This window comes from Roseovarius sp. ZX-A-9, from assembly GCF_028369135.1.
Lineage (GTDB): Bacteria > Pseudomonadota > Alphaproteobacteria > Rhodobacterales > Rhodobacteraceae > Roseovarius.
The window spans coordinates 53,078-72,637 of sequence record NZ_JAPWHW010000002.1 but is presented as its reverse complement, the minus strand read 5'-3'; the positions used below and the strand labels follow the sequence as shown (position 1 = coordinate 72,637).

General features: G+C 61.0%; 19 protein-coding genes. 14 read left to right on the top strand and 5 right to left on the bottom strand.

Going from position 1 to position 19,560, the window contains the following annotated elements:
- The first annotated feature begins 50 nt into the window (after window positions 1-50).
- The 7 genes from O3306_RS02775 (at window position 51) to O3306_RS02745 (ending at window position 7,309) form a co-directional block, all read left to right on the top strand.
- Window positions 51-893, top strand: a complete 843-nt coding sequence (locus O3306_RS02775) for an ABC transporter permease (RefSeq protein ID WP_272003002.1) — start codon at window positions 51-53, stop codon at window positions 891-893.
- Complete coding sequence (locus O3306_RS02770; RefSeq protein WP_272002999.1) at window positions 893-1,663, top strand: ABC transporter permease; 771 nt, start codon at window positions 893-895, stop codon at window positions 1,661-1,663. The genes O3306_RS02775 and O3306_RS02770 overlap by 1 nt, the downstream gene beginning before the upstream one ends.
- Window positions 1,660-3,030 (top strand): amidohydrolase family protein, encoded by a 1,371-nt coding sequence (locus O3306_RS02765; RefSeq protein WP_272002996.1) that lies wholly within the window; start codon window positions 1,660-1,662, stop codon window positions 3,028-3,030. Before O3306_RS02770 ends, O3306_RS02765 begins: the two co-directional genes overlap by 4 nt.
- A gap of 18 nt (window positions 3,031-3,048) precedes the next feature.
- Entirely contained in the window at window positions 3,049-3,810 is a 762-nt protein-coding gene (locus O3306_RS02760) for a DUF1028 domain-containing protein (protein WP_272002994.1), read from the top strand.
- Window positions 3,811-3,876: 66 nt separating this feature from the next.
- Window positions 3,877-5,175, top strand: a complete 1,299-nt coding sequence (locus O3306_RS02755; protein ID WP_272002991.1) for an NAD(P)/FAD-dependent oxidoreductase — start codon at window positions 3,877-3,879, stop codon at window positions 5,173-5,175.
- The gene (gene hydA, locus O3306_RS02750; RefSeq protein ID WP_272002989.1) at window positions 5,106-6,668 is read left to right on the top strand and encodes a dihydropyrimidinase; all 1,563 of its coding nucleotides are present in this window, start codon (window positions 5,106-5,108) and stop codon (window positions 6,666-6,668) included. The genes O3306_RS02755 and hydA overlap by 70 nt, the downstream gene beginning before the upstream one ends.
- On the top strand, window positions 6,665-7,309 hold the full coding sequence (locus tag O3306_RS02745; RefSeq protein WP_272002986.1) for an aspartate/glutamate racemase family protein: 645 nt from the start codon (window positions 6,665-6,667) through the stop codon (window positions 7,307-7,309). The genes hydA and O3306_RS02745 overlap by 4 nt, the downstream gene beginning before the upstream one ends.
- Window positions 7,310-7,344: 35 nt before the next feature.
- Here O3306_RS02745 and serB read toward each other — a convergent pair whose 3' ends face one another.
- Window positions 7,345-8,226 carry a phosphoserine phosphatase SerB gene (gene serB / locus O3306_RS02740; RefSeq protein ID WP_272002983.1) on the bottom strand — a complete coding sequence of 294 codons (882 nt, stop codon included), beginning with the start codon at window positions 8,224-8,226 and terminating at the stop codon, window positions 7,345-7,347.
- Between the two features lie 356 nt (window positions 8,227-8,582).
- Here serB and O3306_RS02735 point away from each other — a divergent pair, with 356 nt between their 5' ends.
- The 6 genes from O3306_RS02735 (at window position 8,583) to O3306_RS02710 (ending at window position 14,841) form a co-directional block, all read left to right on the top strand.
- Window positions 8,583-9,596, top strand: coding sequence for an amino acid ABC transporter substrate-binding protein (locus O3306_RS02735; protein ID WP_272002980.1), 1,014 nt, complete (start codon window positions 8,583-8,585; stop codon window positions 9,594-9,596).
- Between the two features lie 79 nt (window positions 9,597-9,675).
- Window positions 9,676-10,848 (top strand): amino acid ABC transporter permease, encoded by a 1,173-nt coding sequence (locus O3306_RS02730; protein WP_272002977.1) that lies wholly within the window; start codon window positions 9,676-9,678, stop codon window positions 10,846-10,848.
- 4 nt (window positions 10,849-10,852) lie between these two features.
- Window positions 10,853-11,953: an amino acid ABC transporter permease gene (locus O3306_RS02725; protein WP_272002975.1), complete on the top strand. Its 1,101-nt coding sequence runs from the start codon at window positions 10,853-10,855 to the stop codon at window positions 11,951-11,953.
- A 22-nt stretch (window positions 11,954-11,975) separates the two neighbouring features.
- Complete coding sequence (locus tag O3306_RS02720; RefSeq protein ID WP_272002973.1) at window positions 11,976-12,749, top strand: amino acid ABC transporter ATP-binding protein; 774 nt, start codon at window positions 11,976-11,978, stop codon at window positions 12,747-12,749.
- A 122-nt stretch (window positions 12,750-12,871) separates the two neighbouring features.
- Window positions 12,872-13,450, top strand: coding sequence for a TRAP transporter small permease subunit (locus O3306_RS02715; RefSeq protein WP_272002970.1), 579 nt, complete (start codon window positions 12,872-12,874; stop codon window positions 13,448-13,450).
- Window positions 13,450-14,841 carry a TRAP transporter large permease gene (locus tag O3306_RS02710; protein WP_272002967.1) on the top strand — a complete coding sequence of 464 codons (1,392 nt, stop codon included), beginning with the start codon at window positions 13,450-13,452 and terminating at the stop codon, window positions 14,839-14,841. The genes O3306_RS02715 and O3306_RS02710 overlap by 1 nt, the downstream gene beginning before the upstream one ends.
- 57 nt (window positions 14,842-14,898) lie before the next feature.
- Here the strand turns inward: O3306_RS02710 and O3306_RS02705 are convergent, their stop codons facing one another.
- The 3 genes from O3306_RS02705 to O3306_RS02695 all read right to left on the bottom strand — a co-directional run bounded on the left by O3306_RS02705 (window position 14,899) and on the right by O3306_RS02695 (window position 17,602).
- Window positions 14,899-15,993 carry a TRAP transporter substrate-binding protein gene (locus O3306_RS02705; protein ID WP_272002963.1) on the bottom strand — a complete coding sequence of 365 codons (1,095 nt, stop codon included), beginning with the start codon at window positions 15,991-15,993 and terminating at the stop codon, window positions 14,899-14,901.
- 268 nt (window positions 15,994-16,261) lie between these two features.
- Window positions 16,262-16,735: a redoxin domain-containing protein gene (locus O3306_RS02700; protein ID WP_272002960.1), complete on the bottom strand. Its 474-nt coding sequence runs from the start codon at window positions 16,733-16,735 to the stop codon at window positions 16,262-16,264.
- A 120-nt stretch (window positions 16,736-16,855) separates the two neighbouring features.
- Window positions 16,856-17,602 carry a hypothetical protein gene (locus tag O3306_RS02695; protein WP_272002957.1) on the bottom strand — a complete coding sequence of 249 codons (747 nt, stop codon included), beginning with the start codon at window positions 17,600-17,602 and terminating at the stop codon, window positions 16,856-16,858.
- A gap of 87 nt (window positions 17,603-17,689) precedes the next feature.
- On the opposite strand from O3306_RS02695, the gene O3306_RS02690 reads away from it, so the two are divergent.
- Complete coding sequence (locus tag O3306_RS02690) at window positions 17,690-18,232, top strand: MarR family winged helix-turn-helix transcriptional regulator (RefSeq protein ID WP_272002954.1); 543 nt, start codon at window positions 17,690-17,692, stop codon at window positions 18,230-18,232.
- A gap of 60 nt (window positions 18,233-18,292) precedes the next feature.
- Here the strand turns inward: O3306_RS02690 and O3306_RS02685 are convergent, their stop codons facing one another.
- Window positions 18,293-19,525 (bottom strand): serine hydrolase domain-containing protein, encoded by a 1,233-nt coding sequence (locus O3306_RS02685; protein ID WP_272002951.1) that lies wholly within the window; start codon window positions 19,523-19,525, stop codon window positions 18,293-18,295.
- Window positions 19,526-19,560: the final 35 nt, after the last annotated feature.

Sequence of the window (19,560 nt, the reverse complement as noted above, 5' to 3'; positions counted from 1 at the left end):
GACAATGGGGCCGGCGTTGCGCCGGCCCCATCGCCGAACAGGAGCGTTTGATGCCACGTTTTTCCGACAAGTTTCGCTATTGGGCCCTTGTTCTGCCCGCGCTTGCGATCATGATCGTCTTCTATATCTGGCCGTTGCTGGGGATCTGGGTGATCTCGTTGAACGAGCCGGTGGTGGGCTTGGGCAACTATGCCAAGATGGCCGATTCCAACGCGGTCAAGACCAGCTTTGTAATCACGTTCCGGGTGGCGTTCGTCACCACGATAGGCTGTCTGATCCTGGGCTATATCGTGGCCTATGCGATCAGCAATTTCGCAGGCCGGGTCAAGCCGCTGATGATCGCGCTGGTGCTGTTGCCGTTCTGGGTGTCGGTGCTGATCCGGTCCTTCAGCTGGATCGTCCTTCTGGGGCGGTCTGGCATCGTCAATGATGCGTTGCGCGGGGCCGGGATCATCGATTCACCTCTGCGCCTGATGCATAATGAATTTGGCGTCGTTCTGGCGATGATCCATGTGATGCTGCCCTTCGCGGTGCTGCCCATGATGGCCAACATGCGGGGTATCTCCAGCTCTTACGTGGACGCCGCGCGCGGATTGGGGGCCAGTGAATGGACCGCCTTCCGCAAGGTCTATTTTCCTCAGACGATGCCCGGCGTGATGTCCGGTGCGTTGCTGGTCTTCGTGTTGTCGCTGGGCTTCTATGTCACGCCGGCGTTGCTGGGGGGCGGGCGCGTCCTGATGATCTCTGAATATATCACCTATCAGATTCAGGAATTCCTGAACTGGGGGCTTGGATCGGCGCTGTCGGTGACACTGCTGGTGGCGACGGCCCTTGTGATCGCGGTTGCGGCGCGGTTCGTCAACCTGCGCAGCGCCTTGTTGGAGCGTGGATAATGGCCCAATCAACCTTTCGCATCTTCTTTTCGACGGGCGCCTGGCTGGTCCTGGCCTTCCTGCTGCTGCCCATCCTGGTGGTGATCCCGGTCTCTCTGACCGATACCAGCTATATCGGACTGCCCAAGGAAGGCCTGTCCTTGCAGCATTATGCCGCTTATTTCCAATCGCCCGGCTGGATGGCCGCGACCTGGACCAGCATCTGGATCGGGCTTGTGGTGGCGGCATTGGCAACGGCGTTCGGAACGGCATTCGCGATCGGGTGCTGGTTCCTGTCTGACCGGGCCTCGACCGTGGCGCGGTGGATCCTGATCACACCGATACTGGTGCCGCCGGTGGTGCAGTCTCTGGGGTTCTACCGGTTCTGGGTGACGCTGGGCCTGATCGACACCAATTTCGGTGTGATCCTGGCGCATACATTGCTGGCGCTGCCCTATGTGTCGATCTCGGTTTTCGCGGCGCTGGCCAATCTGGACCGGCGCATCCCGCAGGCGGCCCGCAGTCTGGGGGCCTCGGTCTGGCAGACGGTGCGGGCGGTGGTGGTGCCAGCCGCGATTCCCGGAATGATCACCGGCGCGATCTTTGCCTTTATCGTCAGCTTTGATGAGATCGTCGGCGTTCTCTTTATCACGGTGCGTAATGTCACCACTCTGCCCAAGAAAATCTGGGAGGGCATTCAGGAAGACATCGACCCGACAATCGCATCGGTGGCGACAATGCTGGTGGTGCTGACCCTTATCGTGACGGCAATCAGGATCCTTCGCAAATGAACACCCGCTATCTGATCAGCAACGCTGCCCATGTGGCCCACGACGACGGCGCGCCGGTGGTGCGCGGCGGCCATATCGCCATCGATGGCGGGCAAATCGTTGCCATAACTGACACCCTGAACGGCACCGATTTCGCCGGGTTCGAGCCGGTGGATATGTCCGGGCGTCTGGTAATGCCCGGCCTGATCAACAGCCATACCCATGCTGTCCTGCTGGCGCTGCGCGGCACGATCGAGGACATCGAAGGCAATCTGGTCTATCAATACATGGTGCCAGTGTCCTATCTGCTGACGCCCGAGGACCGCACCGCCATCGCGCGGCTGGCCTGTGCCGAGGCGATCCGCTCCGGTACGACGACGATGGTCGATCCGCTGCGCCATGTGGCCGACTACGCGCCGGGGATGATCGATACCGGCATGCGGCTCTGGCTCGCCGAGAGCTGCGCCGATGCGGTGACAACCGAAATCGGCGCGGGCACCTATCGGTTCGACCGCGCCTTTGGCGAGACATTTCTGGACCGCACCCGCGATTTGATCGAGCGGTTCCACGGCACCGAGAATGACCGCGTTCGCGTCATCATGGCCGCGCACGCGCCCGACAATTGCAGCCCGTGGATGCTGGATCAGGTGACGGAACTGGCGCGCAAGCACGGGCTGCGCCGCACCATTCACCTGAGCCAGATCATCAGCGAAAAACTTCAGGTCGAAAAGCTGCATGGCTGCACCTCGACCGAGTATCTGGCCAAAAATGGATTTCTGGGCGAGGACCTGCTGGCGGTTCACTGGACCTTCTGCAACGAAAGCGATGTAGCCACCCTGGCCGAGACCAAAACCCGCCTGGTGCATTCGCCCGCGTCGATGTCGGCCAAGGGGCCGCATCCTTTGCCGATGAAGGCCATTCTGGACGCGGGGATCGATATTTCCATCGGCACGGACAACATGACCGAGGATATGTTCCAGGCGATGAAAACCGCGCTGGTGCTGCATCGCGGGGCCTACCAGCGGTCTGTCACGCCGACGCCGGGGGATGTGTTCAACTATGCCACGATCAACGGCGCGCGCGCGTTGGGGCATGACGGGATCGGCACGATTGCGGTGGGCAAGAAGGCCGATCTGGCGGTGGTCAACCTGACCGCGCCTGCCATGGTGCCGCGAATTTCGGCGATCTCCAACCTGGTGCATTATGGCCATCCCGGTATCGTGACCGATACCATGGTCGATGGCCGTTTCCTGATGCGCGATGGTGTGCTGCTGACAATTGACGAGGCCGCCGCCGCCGAAGAGGCCCAGGCCGTGACCCAATCCATGTGGGAACGGTTTGCCGCCAAGGGTACGGATGTGCCGGTTCCAACCCAAGACATGATATAGCCACGTGGAGGTGACGACGTGACGTTTTCGATTATTGGCCGGTGCGAAGAGACCGGAAGTTTCGGCGCAGCCATTACCACATCCGATCTGGGGGTCGGCGCGCGCTGCGTGCGTCTGGCGCATGGCAAGGGTGCGATGCTGTCGCAGCACCGGACCGATAGCCGGCTTGGGGACCTGGGGGTTTCACTGCTGGAAAAGGGCATGACCGCCGACGATGTGGTGACGCAGGTTTGCGCTTCGACAGACAATATCGAGTGGCGCCAGATCGGCGCGCTGGATGCGCGCGGGCGCGCTGCAGTTTATCACGGGCGGCGGATGTACTCGATCTATTCGCACACCATCGGCAAGAACTGTCTGGCGCTGGGCAACATCCTAGACAATGACAAGGTGACCGATGCCATGGCCGAGGCGTTTCAGGCCGGGCGCGATGTGCCCCTGGCCGAACGTCTGCTGCGCGGGTTAGAGGCCGGGCGCGATGCGGGCGGCGAGGTTCTGGGCGCGCTCAAATCCGCGGCCCTCAGGGTGACGGCGGAACATGGCATCGATGCCTACGATCTGCGCATTGATATTTCAGATGGCGATCCGATCGAGGATTTGCGCGCGCTCTACAAGGCTTATGGTAACCGCGAAGAGGTGCTGCGCAATGTGGCGCTCAACCCCGATCCGATCCCGGTGATGCGCTCGTTGTTTGAAGCCAGCGTACGGCGGATCGAGGAGTTGGGCTTGGAGTCGCGGTTTCCGACGGCACGACATGCCGAGCGTTGGACCTTGCGCGATTGAGGCGGTGTTCATGCGATCCGGCGCAGGCAGGTAAACTGCGCCCCGGATGGCGAAGGGATTGAAAGCATGGCCGAACAGGGCGAGCGTATTTACTGGCTGGACACTTGCGATGCCGCGTTGCCGCCCGTCGCGACAGGGCTGCCGAAACGGGTGGATTTCGCCATCGTCGGTGCCGGTTATACCGGGATCACCACTGCGCTCTATCTGGCGCGGGCCGGGCGCAGCGTTGCGGTGTTCGACGCCGTGGCGCTGGGACATGGCGCCTCGTCGCGCAATGGCGGGATGGTGGGGCCGGGGTTGCACAAGCTGGGGATTTCCGGGCTGGTGGCGCATTACGGTGAGGATCAGGCCGTTGCGATCCTGAACGAGGGCCTGCTGGCGTTGGAGCATCTGCAGGCGATGGTCGCCGAAGAGGATCTGGATGGCGACCTGCAAATCCGCGGACGTTTCAAAGGCCTGCGTACCGCCGCGCATTACGAGGCGTCAGCCCGCGAAAGCGACTGGTTGCGCACCAAGATCGGGCTGCCCAGCGATATGGTGCCGCAATCCGAGCAGCGCAGTGAGATCGGCAGCGATTTTTATCGAGGCGGCGTGGTCTATCACCGTGACGGTGGCGTGCATCCGCGCAAGCTGCTGGTTGCGCTGGCAACCCGCGCGGCAGAGGCCGGGGTGGAGTTCCATGCGCCTTGCGCTGTCACGGGCCTGCGCCGGGATGGCAATGACGTGACGCTGAACACCGCCCTTGGCTCCGTTGTCGCGGGCGAGGTGGTGATGGCCACCAACGGCTATGCCGACCGCCACAGTCAGCCGCTGAACCGCCGGGTGGTGCCGATCCGCACCGGTGCGGCGGCGGTTGGGCCGTTGTCGCCCGAATTGATGGCTGATCTGACACCCAAGGCCCGCATGCACGCCGAATCCGCGCGCGTGTTCATGTGGTACCGCCCGACGCCGGATGGGCGCTCGTTCATCTTTGGCGGGCGCTTTGGCGGGCAGGGCACGGCGGTGGAAAAACGCCGCGCCGCGATCCGCCGGTCGGTGTTGCGGGTGTTTCCGCAACTGGAGAACGCCCCGTTCTCGCATGTCTGGTCGGGCAATGTGGCCTATACACCTGATCACTGCCCGCATCTGGGGCGCGAGGATGGCGTTTGGCTGGCGGGGGGGTATTGCGGCTCTGGTGTGACGCGCAGCATCTATTTCGGCACGAAACTGGCGCGCCGGATTCTGGGGCAGCCGGGGTCCGAGACCGCCTTTGACGCCTTGCCGTTCAAACCCGTCCCATTCAAGCCGTTCTCGAAATGGGGTGCCGGGATGCTGATGCGCTGGTATGCGCATCAGGATGCCAAAGAGTTGAAAAACCGCGACTGAATGCAGCCGCGCAAACTGCAAGGGAAGACCCTGACATGACATTCGACACGGTGATCCACGACGGCACGATAGTGGGCGCATCCGGCATGTTCAAAGGCGATATCGGTATCAATGAGGGCCGCATCACCGCCATCGCCGAGCATCTGAGCGGCGGGACGCGCCGCATTGACGCGGGCAATCGTCTAGTCATGCCGGGCGGGATCGAGGCGCATGCCCATATCGCGCAAGAGAGCGCGTCGGGTATCATGACCGCGGATGATTACCTGTCGGGGTCGATTTCGGCGGCGTTCGGCGGCAACTCATCCTTCATTCCCTTTGCCGCGCAGCATCGCGGCCAATCCATCGACGACGTGATCGCCACCTATGACAGCCGCGCAGCACCGTCGGTGATCGACTATTCCTTTCATCTGATCGTTTCGGACCCGAGCGCCGAGGTGCTGGAGGATCAGTTGCCGCGTGCCTTTGCGCGCGGGATCACCTCGCTCAAGGTGTTCATGACCTATGATCTGCTGAATATCGGCGATGGCGGGATGCTGGACATTCTCAGCGTGGCGCGCGCGCATGGGGCGCTGACCATGGTGCACGCCGAAAACAACGACATGGTGGGTTGGATGAACCGCCAGTTGGCTGCGCGGGGCATGACAACGCCGAAATATCACGCCATTTCGCGCCCAGAACTGGCCGAGGAAGAGGCGATCAACCGCGCGATCATGCTGGCGCAACTGGCCGATGCGCCGCTCTTCGTGGTGCATGTCTCCACGGCGGGGGGCGCGGAACGGGTGCAGCGTGCCCGCGCGCAGGGCGCGCCGGTCTTTGCGGAAACCTGTCCGCAATACCTGGCGCTGACGCGCGATGATCTGGACCGTCCCGGCATGGAAGGGGCGAAATTCATGTGCTCACCCCCGGTGCGCGACGCGGCTACGCAAGAGGTCTTATGGCGGCATGTGCGCACTGGCACATTTGACAGCGTGAGTTCCGATCACGCACCTTACCGCTATGATGAGACGGGCAAATTGATGAACGGTGCCGATGCGCCATACCCCAAGATCGCCAACGGGATGCCGGGAATTGCCGCGCGCCTGCCGTTCCTGTTTTCCGAAGGGGTGGTCCGAGGCCGCATCACGCCCGAACAATTCGTGGCATTGAGCGCGACAAATGCCGCGCGGATTTTCGGCGTGACGCAAAAGGGGCGGATTGCCCCTGGGCTGGATGCAGACATTGCGATCTGGAACCCCGAGGTGACGCGCCGCGTGACCCTTGCGGATCAGCATGACAACATGGATTACACCCCGTTCGAGGGGATGGAGCTGACCGGCGTGCCCGAAATCGTGATGACGCGCGGGCAGGTGATTGTCGAGCATGGCCAGTTGCGCGGGGCAGAGGGGCAGGGACGGTTCATCGCCCGCGAACGGGTGGACATGCGCGGGCGCTCGGGGCTGGGCACCAAGGAAACCGCGCTGATGCACAGCGATGAAGCGGGAGCGACGTCATGACCGGCCCGATACTGTTCATCAATCCCAACTCGTCAACGCTGGTGACGGATGGCATCCGCACCGTTCTGGACGCGATGCGCCCCGCGAATGGCCCGGAATTCGAGGTGATCGACATCCCCGAAAGCCCGGCCACCATCGCCACGGCAGAGGATGTGGCGCGCTCGGGGTTGCGGCTGGCGCAGATCGCGCAATCGCGGCCCGATTGTTCGGCTTTCGTATCAGCTTGCTTTTCCGATCCGGGGGTGGAACTGACCCGCTCGCTGGTGACGCAGCCGGTGTTCGGGATGCAGGAATGCGGCATTCTGGCGGCGCTTGCGCGGGCCGACCTGTTCGGCATCATCGCACTTGGCCCGGTGGCAGTGGCACGGCACCGCTTGCGCATCCGGCAGATGGGGGTCGAGGCGCGCATGGTGGCGGAACTGCCGCTGAACAATGCCTCGGCGGCGTCGGTGGGGCACTCGGATCAGGTGTTCGCCGACACGATGGCGCTGGGGCAGATGTTGAAAGAGCGGGGTGCAGGGGCGCTGGTTCTGGGTTGTGCCGGGTTTGCGCCGCGCCGCGCGGCACTGGAAAGCGCGTTGGGCATCGCGGTGATAGACCCGGTGCAGGCGGCGGCAGGGATGGCGCTAGCCGCGAGCTAGGGGCAGGGCGTTCGCGCAAGGCGCGCGCGGCGTGATCAAAGCCCGACCATCTCCGACCGGGTGAAGCCTTGGGCGTAGAGCAGGGCTGTCAGGTCGCCGTGCCGAATATCCAGACCAACCAGGCCGCGAATGACGGGTTTTCCCCGGTAACTGGCGGGCAGGCCGCAGGCGCGCAACATCGCCGCATCATTGGCACCATCGCCGATGCAGCAGGCCATCTGCGGGTCGATGCCCAGCGTCGCACAGCATTCCAACAGCACGTTCTGCTTGGTTTGGGCGGTGCCGATCGGGGGGCGCAACTCTCCGGTCATCACGCCGTCGCGCAGGATGGGATGATTGGAAAAAATCTTTTCAAATCCACAGGTTCTAGCCACGACTTCAGCAAACACATCATAGCCGCCCGTTGCAAGAACCGTGACCGCACCAGATGCGCGCATGGTCTGGACCAGCGCGCGTGCGCCGGGAGCAAGTTGGATGTGTCGGCATAGGTCCCTGAGCAGCGCCTCGGGCGTGCCCGCGAACCGTCTTGTGCGCTCGACCAGCGACTGCTCGAAATCAAGCTCTCCGGCCATGGTCCGCGCGGTGATCTCCGCGATCTCTTCGCCGATGCCCCGCTCTGCCGCCAGCACGTCGAGCATCTCGTTCAGGATGATCGTCGCCTCCATGTCCGCGACGAGCAACTTTCGTTTGGCCGGCGCGGCGTCAGAGGCGTAGACATCCACGCCGGACGTGTCGGCCATGTGCTGGATCACATCCCGGCTCAGGGTGTTCTGCGGATCATGGCACTGGACCAGCCAAGCGGCATCCGCGTCGATCACATGCGCTGTGCCGGGTTGCACCTTAGGCAGCGCGCTTAGCGAAGCAATGAATTTGTGCGCGCCCGCATCAGGCCCGATAACAACAAAATAAGATACCATATCAGCGCCTTGCCCAATGTCAGATATGTGCAGGATGTCTTGGTTTCGGCAGGTTTGCCAGTTCCGAAAATGGGCAATTGTCCACTCAAGGCTGGGAGTGGAGGGCCCAGACCTTCATGAGGGATCGTTCAGATTGATTTCAGCATGTTTAATGCAACGAACGATTGCCTCGCTCTACGGAGGGAAGATTTCTTAGATTTTTCCGGCAATTGGCGGGCATATTTGCGGCGCCACCTTGCGTATCTTCTTTGACAATGTGATGCGCTCAAGAAATAGTGAGTTTTGCGATGCGTGTCATGCGCCAGAGGAGCATTTCTTTGGCCGGTTGACTGCGAAATGCCAAAAGGGAGAGTGATATGCACAAGATTATGAAACTGGGAACGATCGCCGCGACAGCCATGGTCGCTGCGGGCGCCGTTTCCGCGGGGACGCTGGAAAAGGTTCGCGAAGCCGGAGAATTGGCCTGCGGTGTCAGCGAAGGCGTGCCGGGGTTTTCAAACCCGAATTCCGATGGCGTCTGGGTCGGCCTTGATGCCGATTTCTGCCGCGCTGTCGCGGCGGCGGTTCTGGGGGATGCAAATGCGGTTCGCTATGTCCCGCTGGCATCCAAGCAAAAGGTTCTGGCCGTTTCCAGCGGTCAGGTCGACATGACATCGCGCACCACCACATGGACTATGAAGCGTGACAGCGCCGAGGGCGTCGATTTCACGGCAGTGGTCTATTATGACGGGCAAGGCTTCATGGTCAGCGCCGAGGCGGGGATCAACAGCGCCAAGGAAATGGACGGTGCAACGGTCTGCGTCACCACCGGCACCACGACCGAGCTGAACCTGGCCGATTTCGGCCGCGCCAACAATCTGTCGCTTGAGCCTGTCGTGTTTGAAGGCAAGCGCGAGGCCGTCGATGCCTACGCCTTGGGACGCTGTGACGCGCTGACCACGGATATGAGCCAGCTGGCGGCGTTCCGCACCAGCTTTGCCGACCCAAGCGCGCACAAGATTCTGCCCGAAGTCATCTCGAAAGAGCCTCTGGCGCCGCTGGTCGCTCATGGCGACAACCAGTGGAAAGACATCGTCACTTGGGTGGTGTACGGGATCATCACGGCAGAAGAGCTTGGCGTGACTCAAGCCAATGTTGCCGATATGGCTGCGAATTCCGCCGACCCGAGCGTGCAGCGCATGCTGGGCAGTTCCGGCGATACCGGCGGTTTCATCGGGCTGAGCAGCACCTGGATGCTGGATGCGATCAGCGCCGTCGGCAATTACGGCGAAATCTATGAGCGCAACCTCACCGAGACACTCGGGCTGGAGCGCGGCCTGAATGCGCAATGGAAAGACGGCGGTATCCTCTACGCGATGCCGATCCGCTGAACCTACCCGGCGATTTGCCTGAAAAAGCGGTTGGCGTAACAGCCAACCGCACCAAAATGACGTCATAGTGGAAGCGAAAATGTCCTTCACCAAAAGAACGGCGAAACCTGGCTTTTCGGTGCAGAACATTGGGTCTGCACTGTCTCAGGCAGTTGTTCTTACTGTCGTTCTCGGCATCGTTTACGTGCTGTTCACCAATACGCAGGAAAACCTTGCGCTGCGCGGGATCGAAAGCGGATTTGAGTTTCTGGACCATGAAGCGGGCCTGCCGATCGGTGACAGCCTGATCGCGTACAATCCCACGCGCAGTTATGGCTACGCCTTTCTGGTGGGGATACTGAATACGCTTTTCGTTTCGTTTCTGGCGGTGGTATTCGCTACCATTCTGGGCGTTTTCGTCGGGATCGCCCGGGTTTCGCATAATTGGCTGCTGGCCAAGGTTGCCGCGATCTACGTGGAAACGCTGCGAAATCTGCCGCTGCTTCTGACGCTGTTCTTTATCTATTCCGTCGTGCTTGCGGCGTTGCCGCATCCGCGCGCCGCGATCGAGCTGGTGGAAGGGGTCTACCTTTCCAAACGCGGCTTTTACCTGCCGCGCCCGATGGCCGAAGCAGGGTTTTCGATTTTCCTGACCGCCGCACTGGCTGCCTTGGCTCTGGGCCTGGGGTTCTGGCGGTGGGCAGTGACCTACAAGATGCGCACCGGCAGGCCGATGCCGGGGTTCTGGGGCGGCTTGGGGATATTCGTGATCCTGACGGGTATTGCCTACCTGGCAACCGGGCGCCCAATCAGTAGCGAACTGCCGGTCTATGCAGGTTTCAACTTCAAGGGCGGGCTTGCGATGAAGCCCGAATTTGCATCGCTGCTGATCGGGTTGGTGCTCTATACGGCCGCCTATATCGGCGAGAATGTCCGCAGCGGCATCCAGTCGGTTCAGGCCGGCCAGATCGAAGCGGCCAACGCGCTGGGGGTCTCGAACGCGGTGGTCACGCGCAAGGTGCTGTTGCCACAGGCGTTGCGGGTCACGATTCCGGCCACGACGAATGATTACGCTAGCCTCGTGAAAAATAGCTCTCTGGCGGTGGCGATCGGCTATCCCGACATGGTTTCTATCGGCGGGACGATCATCGGGCAGAATGGGCAGGCAGTCGAGATCATCGGGATGTGGATGGCGGTCTATCTGACAATCAACCTCATCATTTCGCTTGGCATGAACTATCTGAACGCCCGCGTTCTGCATGTCGAAAGGTAGCCGGATGGACGACAACACCATAATTTTCCAACCAGCGCCCGCACGACCGGCCCCATCCAACCGGGTCGGACCACGGGCTTGGTTGCGCGCGAACCTGTTCGGGGGCTGGAAGGACACTGTTGTCACGTTGATCCTGCTGGCGATCCTGGCGCTTACGCTGCCAGGGCTGGTGGATTGGATGTTTGTCCGCGCCACCTTTTTCGGTGATGCCGACAACTGCCGGCAGGCGGGCGGGGCCTGCTGGCCGTTCATCGTGGACAAGTTTAATGTTCTTATGATGGGTGTTTATCCGCAGGAACTGGGTTGGCGTCCCGCAGTCTGCGCGATTGCGTTGATCGTGCTTGCGGCGCTGACCTACACGAACCGGGTGCGTGGGATTGTTCTGATCGTGGCTTGGGCGATCCTGCCGGTCTTTGCGCTGTTCATGATCGGTGGCGCGTTCGGGATGCGCGAAGTGGATCAATCGCTCTGGGGCGGGTTGATGCTCAGCATCATGCTGGCGCTGGTCGGAGTGATCGTCTCTATCCCTTTGGGGGTGCTTCTGGCGCTTGGTCGGTATTATGGACCGCCCGTGGTGAAATCGCTTTGTGTGGCGTTCATCGAACTGTTGCGCGGTGTGCCGTTGATCACGATCCTGTTCATGGCCTCGGTGATGATGCCGCTGTTCCTGCCCCCCGATCTGGTGATCAATAATCTGCTGCGCATCCAGATCGCCATGATCCTGTTTTCAGCCGCCTACATGGCAGAGGTGGTACGCGGTGGTCTTCAGGCCATTCCGGCGGGCCAGACCGAGGCTGCGCTGGCGCTGGGAGTGAGCCGGGCGCGCACGATTGCCTTTATCGTCGTGCCTCAGGCGTTGCGCCACGTTCTGCCCCCTCTGGTCGGGCGTTGCATTGCGCTGTTCAAGGATACGTCGCTGGTGATCATCGTCGGGCTGCTGGATTTCCTCGGCATGATCAAGAACGCCTCGCTTGATACCACCTGGCTGGGCTTTCAGGCAGAGGCCTATGTCTTTGCCGCCTTCGTCTACTGGTTGATCTGCTATAGCCTCAGCCTTTATGGGCGCGAGCTGGAACGGCGCGGCCCGTCCGCGCAAAAACGTTAACACAGAACTTGCGGAGACGATCATGACCGACACAATCGAAAGCCAGATTGGCTCTGAGGACGAGATCGTCATCGAGATGAAGGGCGTCAACAAGTGGTATTCCGATTTCCACGTTCTCAAGAACATTGATCTGAGCGTCACCAAAGGCGAGCGCATCGTTATCTGCGGTCCCTCTGGTTCGGGGAAGTCCACACTGATCCGTTGCATCAACCATCTGGAAGAGCACCAGGAAGGGATCATCAAGGTCAACGGCACCTTGCTGAATGAAAACAGCAAGAACATCACTCAGGTCCGGCGCGAGGTCGGCATGGTGTTTCAGCAGTTCAACCTGTTTCCGCACATGACCATTCTCGACAACCTGTGCTTTGCCCCGATCTGGGCGCGCAACATGCCCCGCGCCGAGGCCGAAAAAACAGCATTGCGCTACCTTGAGCGGGTCGGAATTTCTGAGCAGAAGGACAAGTATCCCGGTCAGCTTTCCGGTGGCCAGCAACAGCGGGTCGCAATCGCCAGATCGCTGTGCATGAACCCCTCGATCATGTTGTTTGACGAACCCACGTCAGCCTTGGACCCCGAGATGATCAAGGAGGTGCTGGACGTAATGATCGAGCTGGCAAATACTGGCATGACGATGCTCTGCGTCACCCACGAGATGTCCTTTGCCCGCTCCGTGGCCGACAGGGTGATCTTCATGGATGGCGGTGAAATCGTGGAGCAAAACACGCCTGATGCCTTCTTTGACAACCCGCGTGTTGACCGGACCCAGCAGTTTCTGAGCCAGATACTGACCCATTGATTCGCTTTGCATTTTCCGGGAACAGCAGAAACGCAAAACGCATTAAATCTTGACATCTTTGCGCTGCACTTTGATTGACTTGCTGAGATACCAATCGAAACGATCAGAAAGGGAGCGGGACGTTGCGTTTTCTTGCACGAATTGCCGCATCCATATGCACCGTTAACCTTGTTGTCGGCAGAACATTCGCCTGGCTTTCTCTGGGCATTGTCGCGGTGTGTTTTACCGTGGTCGTTCAACGATACCTTTTTTCGGTCAGCTATCTGTGGATGCAGGACCTCTACATCTGGTTGAATGGTGCGATGTTCACCGCCGTGGCGGGTTTTGCGCTGTTGCGTGACGATCATGTCCGGGTGGATATCTTCTATCGCCCGGCACGGCTGCGGACCCGCGCATTGGCCGATCTGATCGGGGTGATTTTCTTCCTGCTGCCGTTTACCTGGGTGGTTTTCGCATATTCCATGCCTTTCGTGCAGCGCGCGTGGCGCTATCACGAAGGCTCGGCGAATGTTGGTGGAATGCCGGGGCTTTTCATTCTGAAGAGTTTCGTCATCGCGTTTGCCGTTCTCATTGCACTTCAGGGACTGGCCATGGCGATCCGTTCGATCCTCGTGCTGTCGGGCAATGCGCATCTGGTCCCCGAACCGATGCGCTACAGCCCGGATAAAATTCGCTCTGAACCGCCCAAGGGAGCCGCCTGATGGAACCGGTACTGATTGGCGAACTGCTCGCCGCTCTGATGTTCTTTGGCGTGATCGGCTTCCTGCTGATCGGCTTTCCGGTCGCGTTCACGCTGGCCGGTGTGTCGCTGCTGTTCGGCGGTGTCGGGATGGCCTTTGGGGTGTTCGATCCGTCGAATTTCGGGTCGCTGCCCAACCGCTATATCGGTTTCATGACCAACGAGGTGCTGGTCGCCGTGCCGCTGTTCATCTTCATGGGGGTGATGCTGGAACGCAGCCAGATTGCCGAGCAACTGTTGCTGACCATGGGCAAGCTGTTCGGAAATATGCGCGGCGGGCTGGGTATCTCGGTGGTTCTGGTTGGCGCGATGCTGGCCGCCTCGACCGGCGTGGTCGGCGCGACCGTGGTGACGATGGGGCTGATCTCACTGCCGGCGATGCTGCGCGCAGGTTATGATCCGAAGCTGGCGACTGGAGTGATCTGCGCCAGCGGTACGCTGGGGCAGATTATTCCGCCATCGACGGTGCTGATCTTCATGGGCGACATGCTGTCGGGCATCAACAGCCAGGTGCAGATGGCCAAGGGCAATTTCGCGCCGACGCCGGTTTCGGTGGGCGACCTCTTTGCCGGTGCCTTGCTGCCCGGTCTGTTGCTGGTCTCGCTCTATTTGTTCTGGGTTCTGTTCAAGGCGGTGACCGATCCCGCATCCTGCCCAGCAACGCCGGTTTCGGCGGAAGACAAGAGCACCCTTGTGCGCGAGGTGTTCGTCGCGCTGATCCCGCCGCTGCTGCTGATCCTCGCGGTGCTGGGGTCGATCCTTGGCGGGATTGCGACACCGACCGAGGCCGCCTCTGTGGGGGCGGTGGGCGCGATGATCCTGGCGGCGCTGCGTTGGCGCCTGTCCTTTTTGATCCTCAGCGAAACGGTGATCGCCACGGCGACGATCACCAGCATGGTGTTTGTCATCCTGTTGGGCGCATCGGTGTTCTCGGTGGTGTTCCGGATGATGGGCGGTGACAATCTGGTGCATGAATTTCTCAGCAACCTGCCCGGCGGAACGCTGGCGGCGGTCGCGGTTGTGATGATGATCATGTTCTTCCTGGGGTTTATTCTGGACACGTTCGAAATCATCTTCATCGTGATCCCGATTACCGCGCCGGTGTTGCTGGCACTGGATGTCGATCCGGTCTGGCTGGGGGTTCTGGTGGGGGTGAACCTGCAGACCTCGTTCCTGACTCCGCCCTTCGGTTTCGCGCTGTTCTACCTGCGCGGGGTGGCTCCCGCCGAATTGCCGACAAGTGCGATCTACCGGGGTATTCTGCCTTTTGTCGTGTTGCAGATCATCGCGATTGCGGTGCTGTTCGCGTTTCCCCAGATCGTTACCTGGTTGCCGCGGATGGTGGCCGGGTAGAACGCAAAAAGGCCCGGTAAAATCTGCCGGGCCTTTGGTTTCGCATGGGGGCGGTTATCAGTACTTGAGGTACTTTGCGCGCGCCGCGACATAGGGCGAGTCGATCTTTTCGGTACGGGCCCGCACTAGGTTCAGCGCCTCGATGAAGCTTTCGGTGGTCTTCTTGACCAGCGGATCGTCGCTGTTGCGCAGTTCCTCTACCAGCTCGACCGAGGCCTTGGCGCCCGCTTCCATGATGTCTTCGGGGAAGTTGCGGACAATCACGCCATGATCTTCGACCAGCGTTTTCAGCGCACGCGGGTCATTGGCGATGAAATCGGCCGAAACCTGATCGTATTCCGCCTGGCTCACATCGCGGATGATTGCCTGAAGATCGTCAGGCAGTTCCTGATACTTCTTCTTGTCCACGACAAGTTCGGTCGCCAGACCCGATTCCACGAAGGACGGCATGTAGTAGTTCTTGGCGACCTGGTAGAACCCGAGCGCCAGATCGTTGTAGGGGCCGACGAATTCGGCGGCGTCGAGGGTGCCCGATTGCAGCGCCTGGAAAATTTCGCCAGCCGCCATGTTGGTGACCGTAGCGCCCAGTTTCTCCCAGACCTGACCACCCAGGCCGGGCGTGCGGAAACGAACGCCCTTGACGTCCTCGACGCTGTTGAGTTCGTCGCGGAACCAGCCACCGGCCTGGGTGCCGGTGTTGCCCGACAAGAAGCCCTGCACGCCGAACTGGTCATAGATTTCGTCCCAGATTTCCTGACCGCCGAGGAAGCGGACCCATGCGGTCAGCTCGGGCGTGGTCATGCCATAAGGCACGCCGGTAAAGAACGACAGGGCAGGGGATTTGTTCTGCCAATAGTAAGCCGCCCCGTGGCTCATTTCCGCGGTGCCATCAATCACGGCATCCAGCGATTGCAGCGGCGGCACCAGCTCGCCTGCCGAGTAGACCTGAACGGTCAGGCGGCCGCCCGAGGCTGCCGTGATACGATCCGCCAGACGCTGCGCGCCGACGCCAAGGCCGGGGAAATTCTTTGGCCATGTGGTGACCATGCGCCAGGTGATGTTGCCCTGGGCAATGGCCGGTGAGGCCAGAGCCGTGGCGGCGGCACCCGCACCGGCAATACCTGCTTTACGAATAAAACTACGACGATCCATGTTTCATACTCCCGAAATGGAAAAGTTCCGCGGCACATGAGTCTTGCAAACGCAAAATGCCGCTTCGCCCGCCCAGATAATCGACGCTTTCGGGAAATGTCCATGCTTGGGGGCGAATTGAAATGAATGGGAATGCGCCGGTCTAATTCAAACATGTTTTGTACTGAAAACCGGACGGAAGATTTCGGCGTCTTCTAGATGATGCAGGTGCTATGGCCAGATTTCGCAAGCGCTGGAATACCCGGTGCGGCTCCGGGCGAAACCCCGATCAGGTTCGCGGGGTTTCGGTCCCCGCCAGCAGCGCCCCGATCTGAGAGCCGAGAAGAAGCTCTGATACCTGGCCAAAGTGGTGTGCCCGCAGGTTTCCGTTCTGGTCGATCAGTAGCAGGCTGGGTGTTCCGCGAAGCCCGTAGGCTGCCATGGTCAACGGAATGGCGTCCGGTCCCGCCGTGTCGACACCCACGGGGAAGGTTACGCGGAATTCATGCAAGAACGCCTGCAACGAGGTAGGGGTCATTGCAGAATGATGCTCGAACACCGCGTGCAGGCCGATTACGGCGAGCTTTTCTGGCGGGAAGGCGCACTGTACTGACTGCGCCAGCGGTATGCCGTGCAGAATGCAGCCCGGGCAGAGCATCTGGAACGCTTCGATCACCACCACTTTGCCGCGCAGATCATCGAGTGACAAGGCAGCGTCAGAGTTGAACCATTGCGATACGATCAGGTCGGGTGCGGTGTTCATTTTTCTCTCCTGTCGTTGGTGGTTGGCGCAATTGTCTGAAACGGCACGCTACCACAGGTAGTCTTGCGTTTCGCGAAGCCCAGTGCATCTGGCATTTCGCGAAACGCGCAGTGAGAGTTTTCAGTCGACCCGGCCGGGCAGAGACAGATCCCCTGATGCGACGTCGAAGACATCCGTGACACAGGCCAACGGGGCGTGCAGGTCGGCGTTGATGCGCAAGGCCGCCGTGACGCCGTCATAGGACGCGGTGTCAATCAGATCTGCCTCTGCTGCCGCCAATGCCACATTGATCGTGATCTGCGGGCCGTCGAATGTCGGCGTATATCCCGGGCTGTCGAGGAACATCGGCACGCCGGGCCAGGTTGCCGGCATCTTTGGTGTTTCGCCAGCCGGGATATCGCGCACCGAGAGCGCGCCGGGACCGCAATCGTCGTTTGCCACCAAAACCAGCCAATGGCTGTGCCAATGCGCACCATCGTTTCCGGTATCGCCGTCGACATTCTCATCATAAAGCGGTGTGTCGTCGAAATCGGGATGGTTGGTCGCTGCAAGCGCCAGAATGCCGGTGCCACTTTCGAAGCCGACGGTTTCAGGATCAAGGGTGGTGGGCCAGACATAGGCCCAGATGGCGGAGCCTGCAAAATCGCCCGTGGCATCCGGCATGGCCGTTCCGGCGGCGCCATTTGCCGTCATGTGAAAGGTGATCACGCGCCCCTCGCGGTGCACATGCGCCTTCAGGATGTCAAAGGCCGCGACAGTTCCGGCCGTTTCACCCGTGATCACCGCGCCCTGATGGGCATGATCCCCGTCGGCGAGCGCGGCGGTTCCGGCGATGCAGAGCGCGCCGAGTGCAAGATGTTTCATCATTGTTTCGTCTCCCATTGGTTGATGAGGTGATTGGTAGTAGCGAGTCGAAACTATTGCAATGATAATTTCGACTCGCTACAAAGGCGTATGAACGAAATGGATCAGATACGCGCCCTGATCGCGCGGTTGGCGCGATTGGACGCGGCCGATGGCTGGACGGGCGACCTGAACCCCGCACAGCGAAACGCACTGGATTACCTGTCGCGCGCCAATAATCTGTCGCGTGCGCCATCGCATGTGGCGGGGTATCTGGGGTCGACGCGCGGCACCGCGTCACAAACGCTCAAGGCATTGCTGCGCAAGGGCTATGTGACGGAAGAACGCTCTGACAGTGACCGGCGGTCGATCCGCTACGATCTGTCAGAGGCGGGGCAGGCGGCGCTTCTTGAGCAGTCACGCCTGCTGGGTGCGCTTGGCGAAATCCCACAGGACGAGCTTGCCGAATTACACGATGTTCTGGCCCGCGTTCTGGAGGCTGCTGCGCGCCGCAACGGGTTTCAGCCGTTCGGGATTTGCCGGACTTGCCGCCATTTCGACGCGCGCGGATCGGGCGGGTATTGCAAGCTATTGAGCATTCTGCTGGCCCCGCCGGAGATCGAAAAGATCTGCCACGAGCACGCGTCTGCCTGAGATGCGCGCGGTGCAGCCCGCGTCTCTGTCGCGGCTCACCGGGTCACTGTTACAGGGTGATCACGCGGAAACAGCGTCGCGGATCGCGGTAACGGCGGCAAGCATGTCTATGGTGAAGCTCTCGATCAGGTAATCCGGCCAGCTGGAGAGTTTGACGGCCATGAAATCCGTCTCGGGATCGAGGTAGATCAGTTGGCCGAAAACGCCGCGTGCCATGAAGTCGCCGCGCTCGGCGTCATGGATCCACCACTGACGGCTATAGGCGCCCTTGGGTGAGCTGATCGTGTAGGGATCGCCAAAGACGCTGGGATCGCCCGTGCGGCTGCCTGTGACCCAAGATTCGGGCACGACCTGCGCATCGCCCACGCGGCCACCATTCAGCATCATCAGGCCAAAGCGCGCATAGTCGCGCAGCGTCGCGTTGAACCCGCCATCCGCGAGCGCCGTGGCAGCGCCATCGACGGTAAAGAACCCGTCACGTTCGCAGCCCAGTCGCGACCAGATCCGGTCCGACAGCAGCGCTGAAAGCGATTGGCCGCTGGCCCGTTCCAGCACCCAGGCCAAAAGGTCGGTTTCGATCGAGCGGTACTTGAACGCCTCGCCATGGGGGCGTTCCTGCGGCAATGTCAGGATCACGTCGCGGATGGTCGGGATCGCCTCGCCATAGGCGGGGGGGCGCCAGCCGCTGGCGATGTCGATGCGGGTCATGTCAGAGCCCGGTGTGCCGTAATCTTCGACAAAGCGCACGCCCGAGCGCATATCGAGTACCTGATCCAGCGTCGCCGCGGCATAGCCGCAATGCGCCAGTTCGGGCACGATATCCGCGAGCGGCACATCCAGCGCCACCTTGCCTTCGCCGTGCAATACGCCGACCAGCGCGCCGACGATGGATTTTCCGACGGATTGCGACAGGTGCGGCGTTTGCCTGCGCATGTCGTTGAAATAGCTTTCGGTAATTACATGGCCCCGGTGCATCACCAGAAACCCGTCGGTGTAGCTGCTGGTCAGCCAGTCCTTGACCGATTTGGTGCTGCCGTCGCGCGCGGTGAAAGTGACCGCGTCCAGCTCTTGCAGATCGCTGTGGAATGGGCGCATAGGCGCTGTGCCGCGCCACACGTCGGCGGTGGGAAACAGGCTGCGCATGTTCTGGAATGACCAGCGGTTGAACGGGGGCAAGTCCCAGTTTTCCAGCGTCGGGCGTTTTTCGGGCGGCGGGGGAAACCCGCGCATGATGCCCAGATCTCGTGCCGTACGCGGGTTTTGCTGCGTCGCTGCAAGGGGGGATGTGGGCATCGGGAAAATTCCTCGGTTCAATCGGAAAGCGGGCG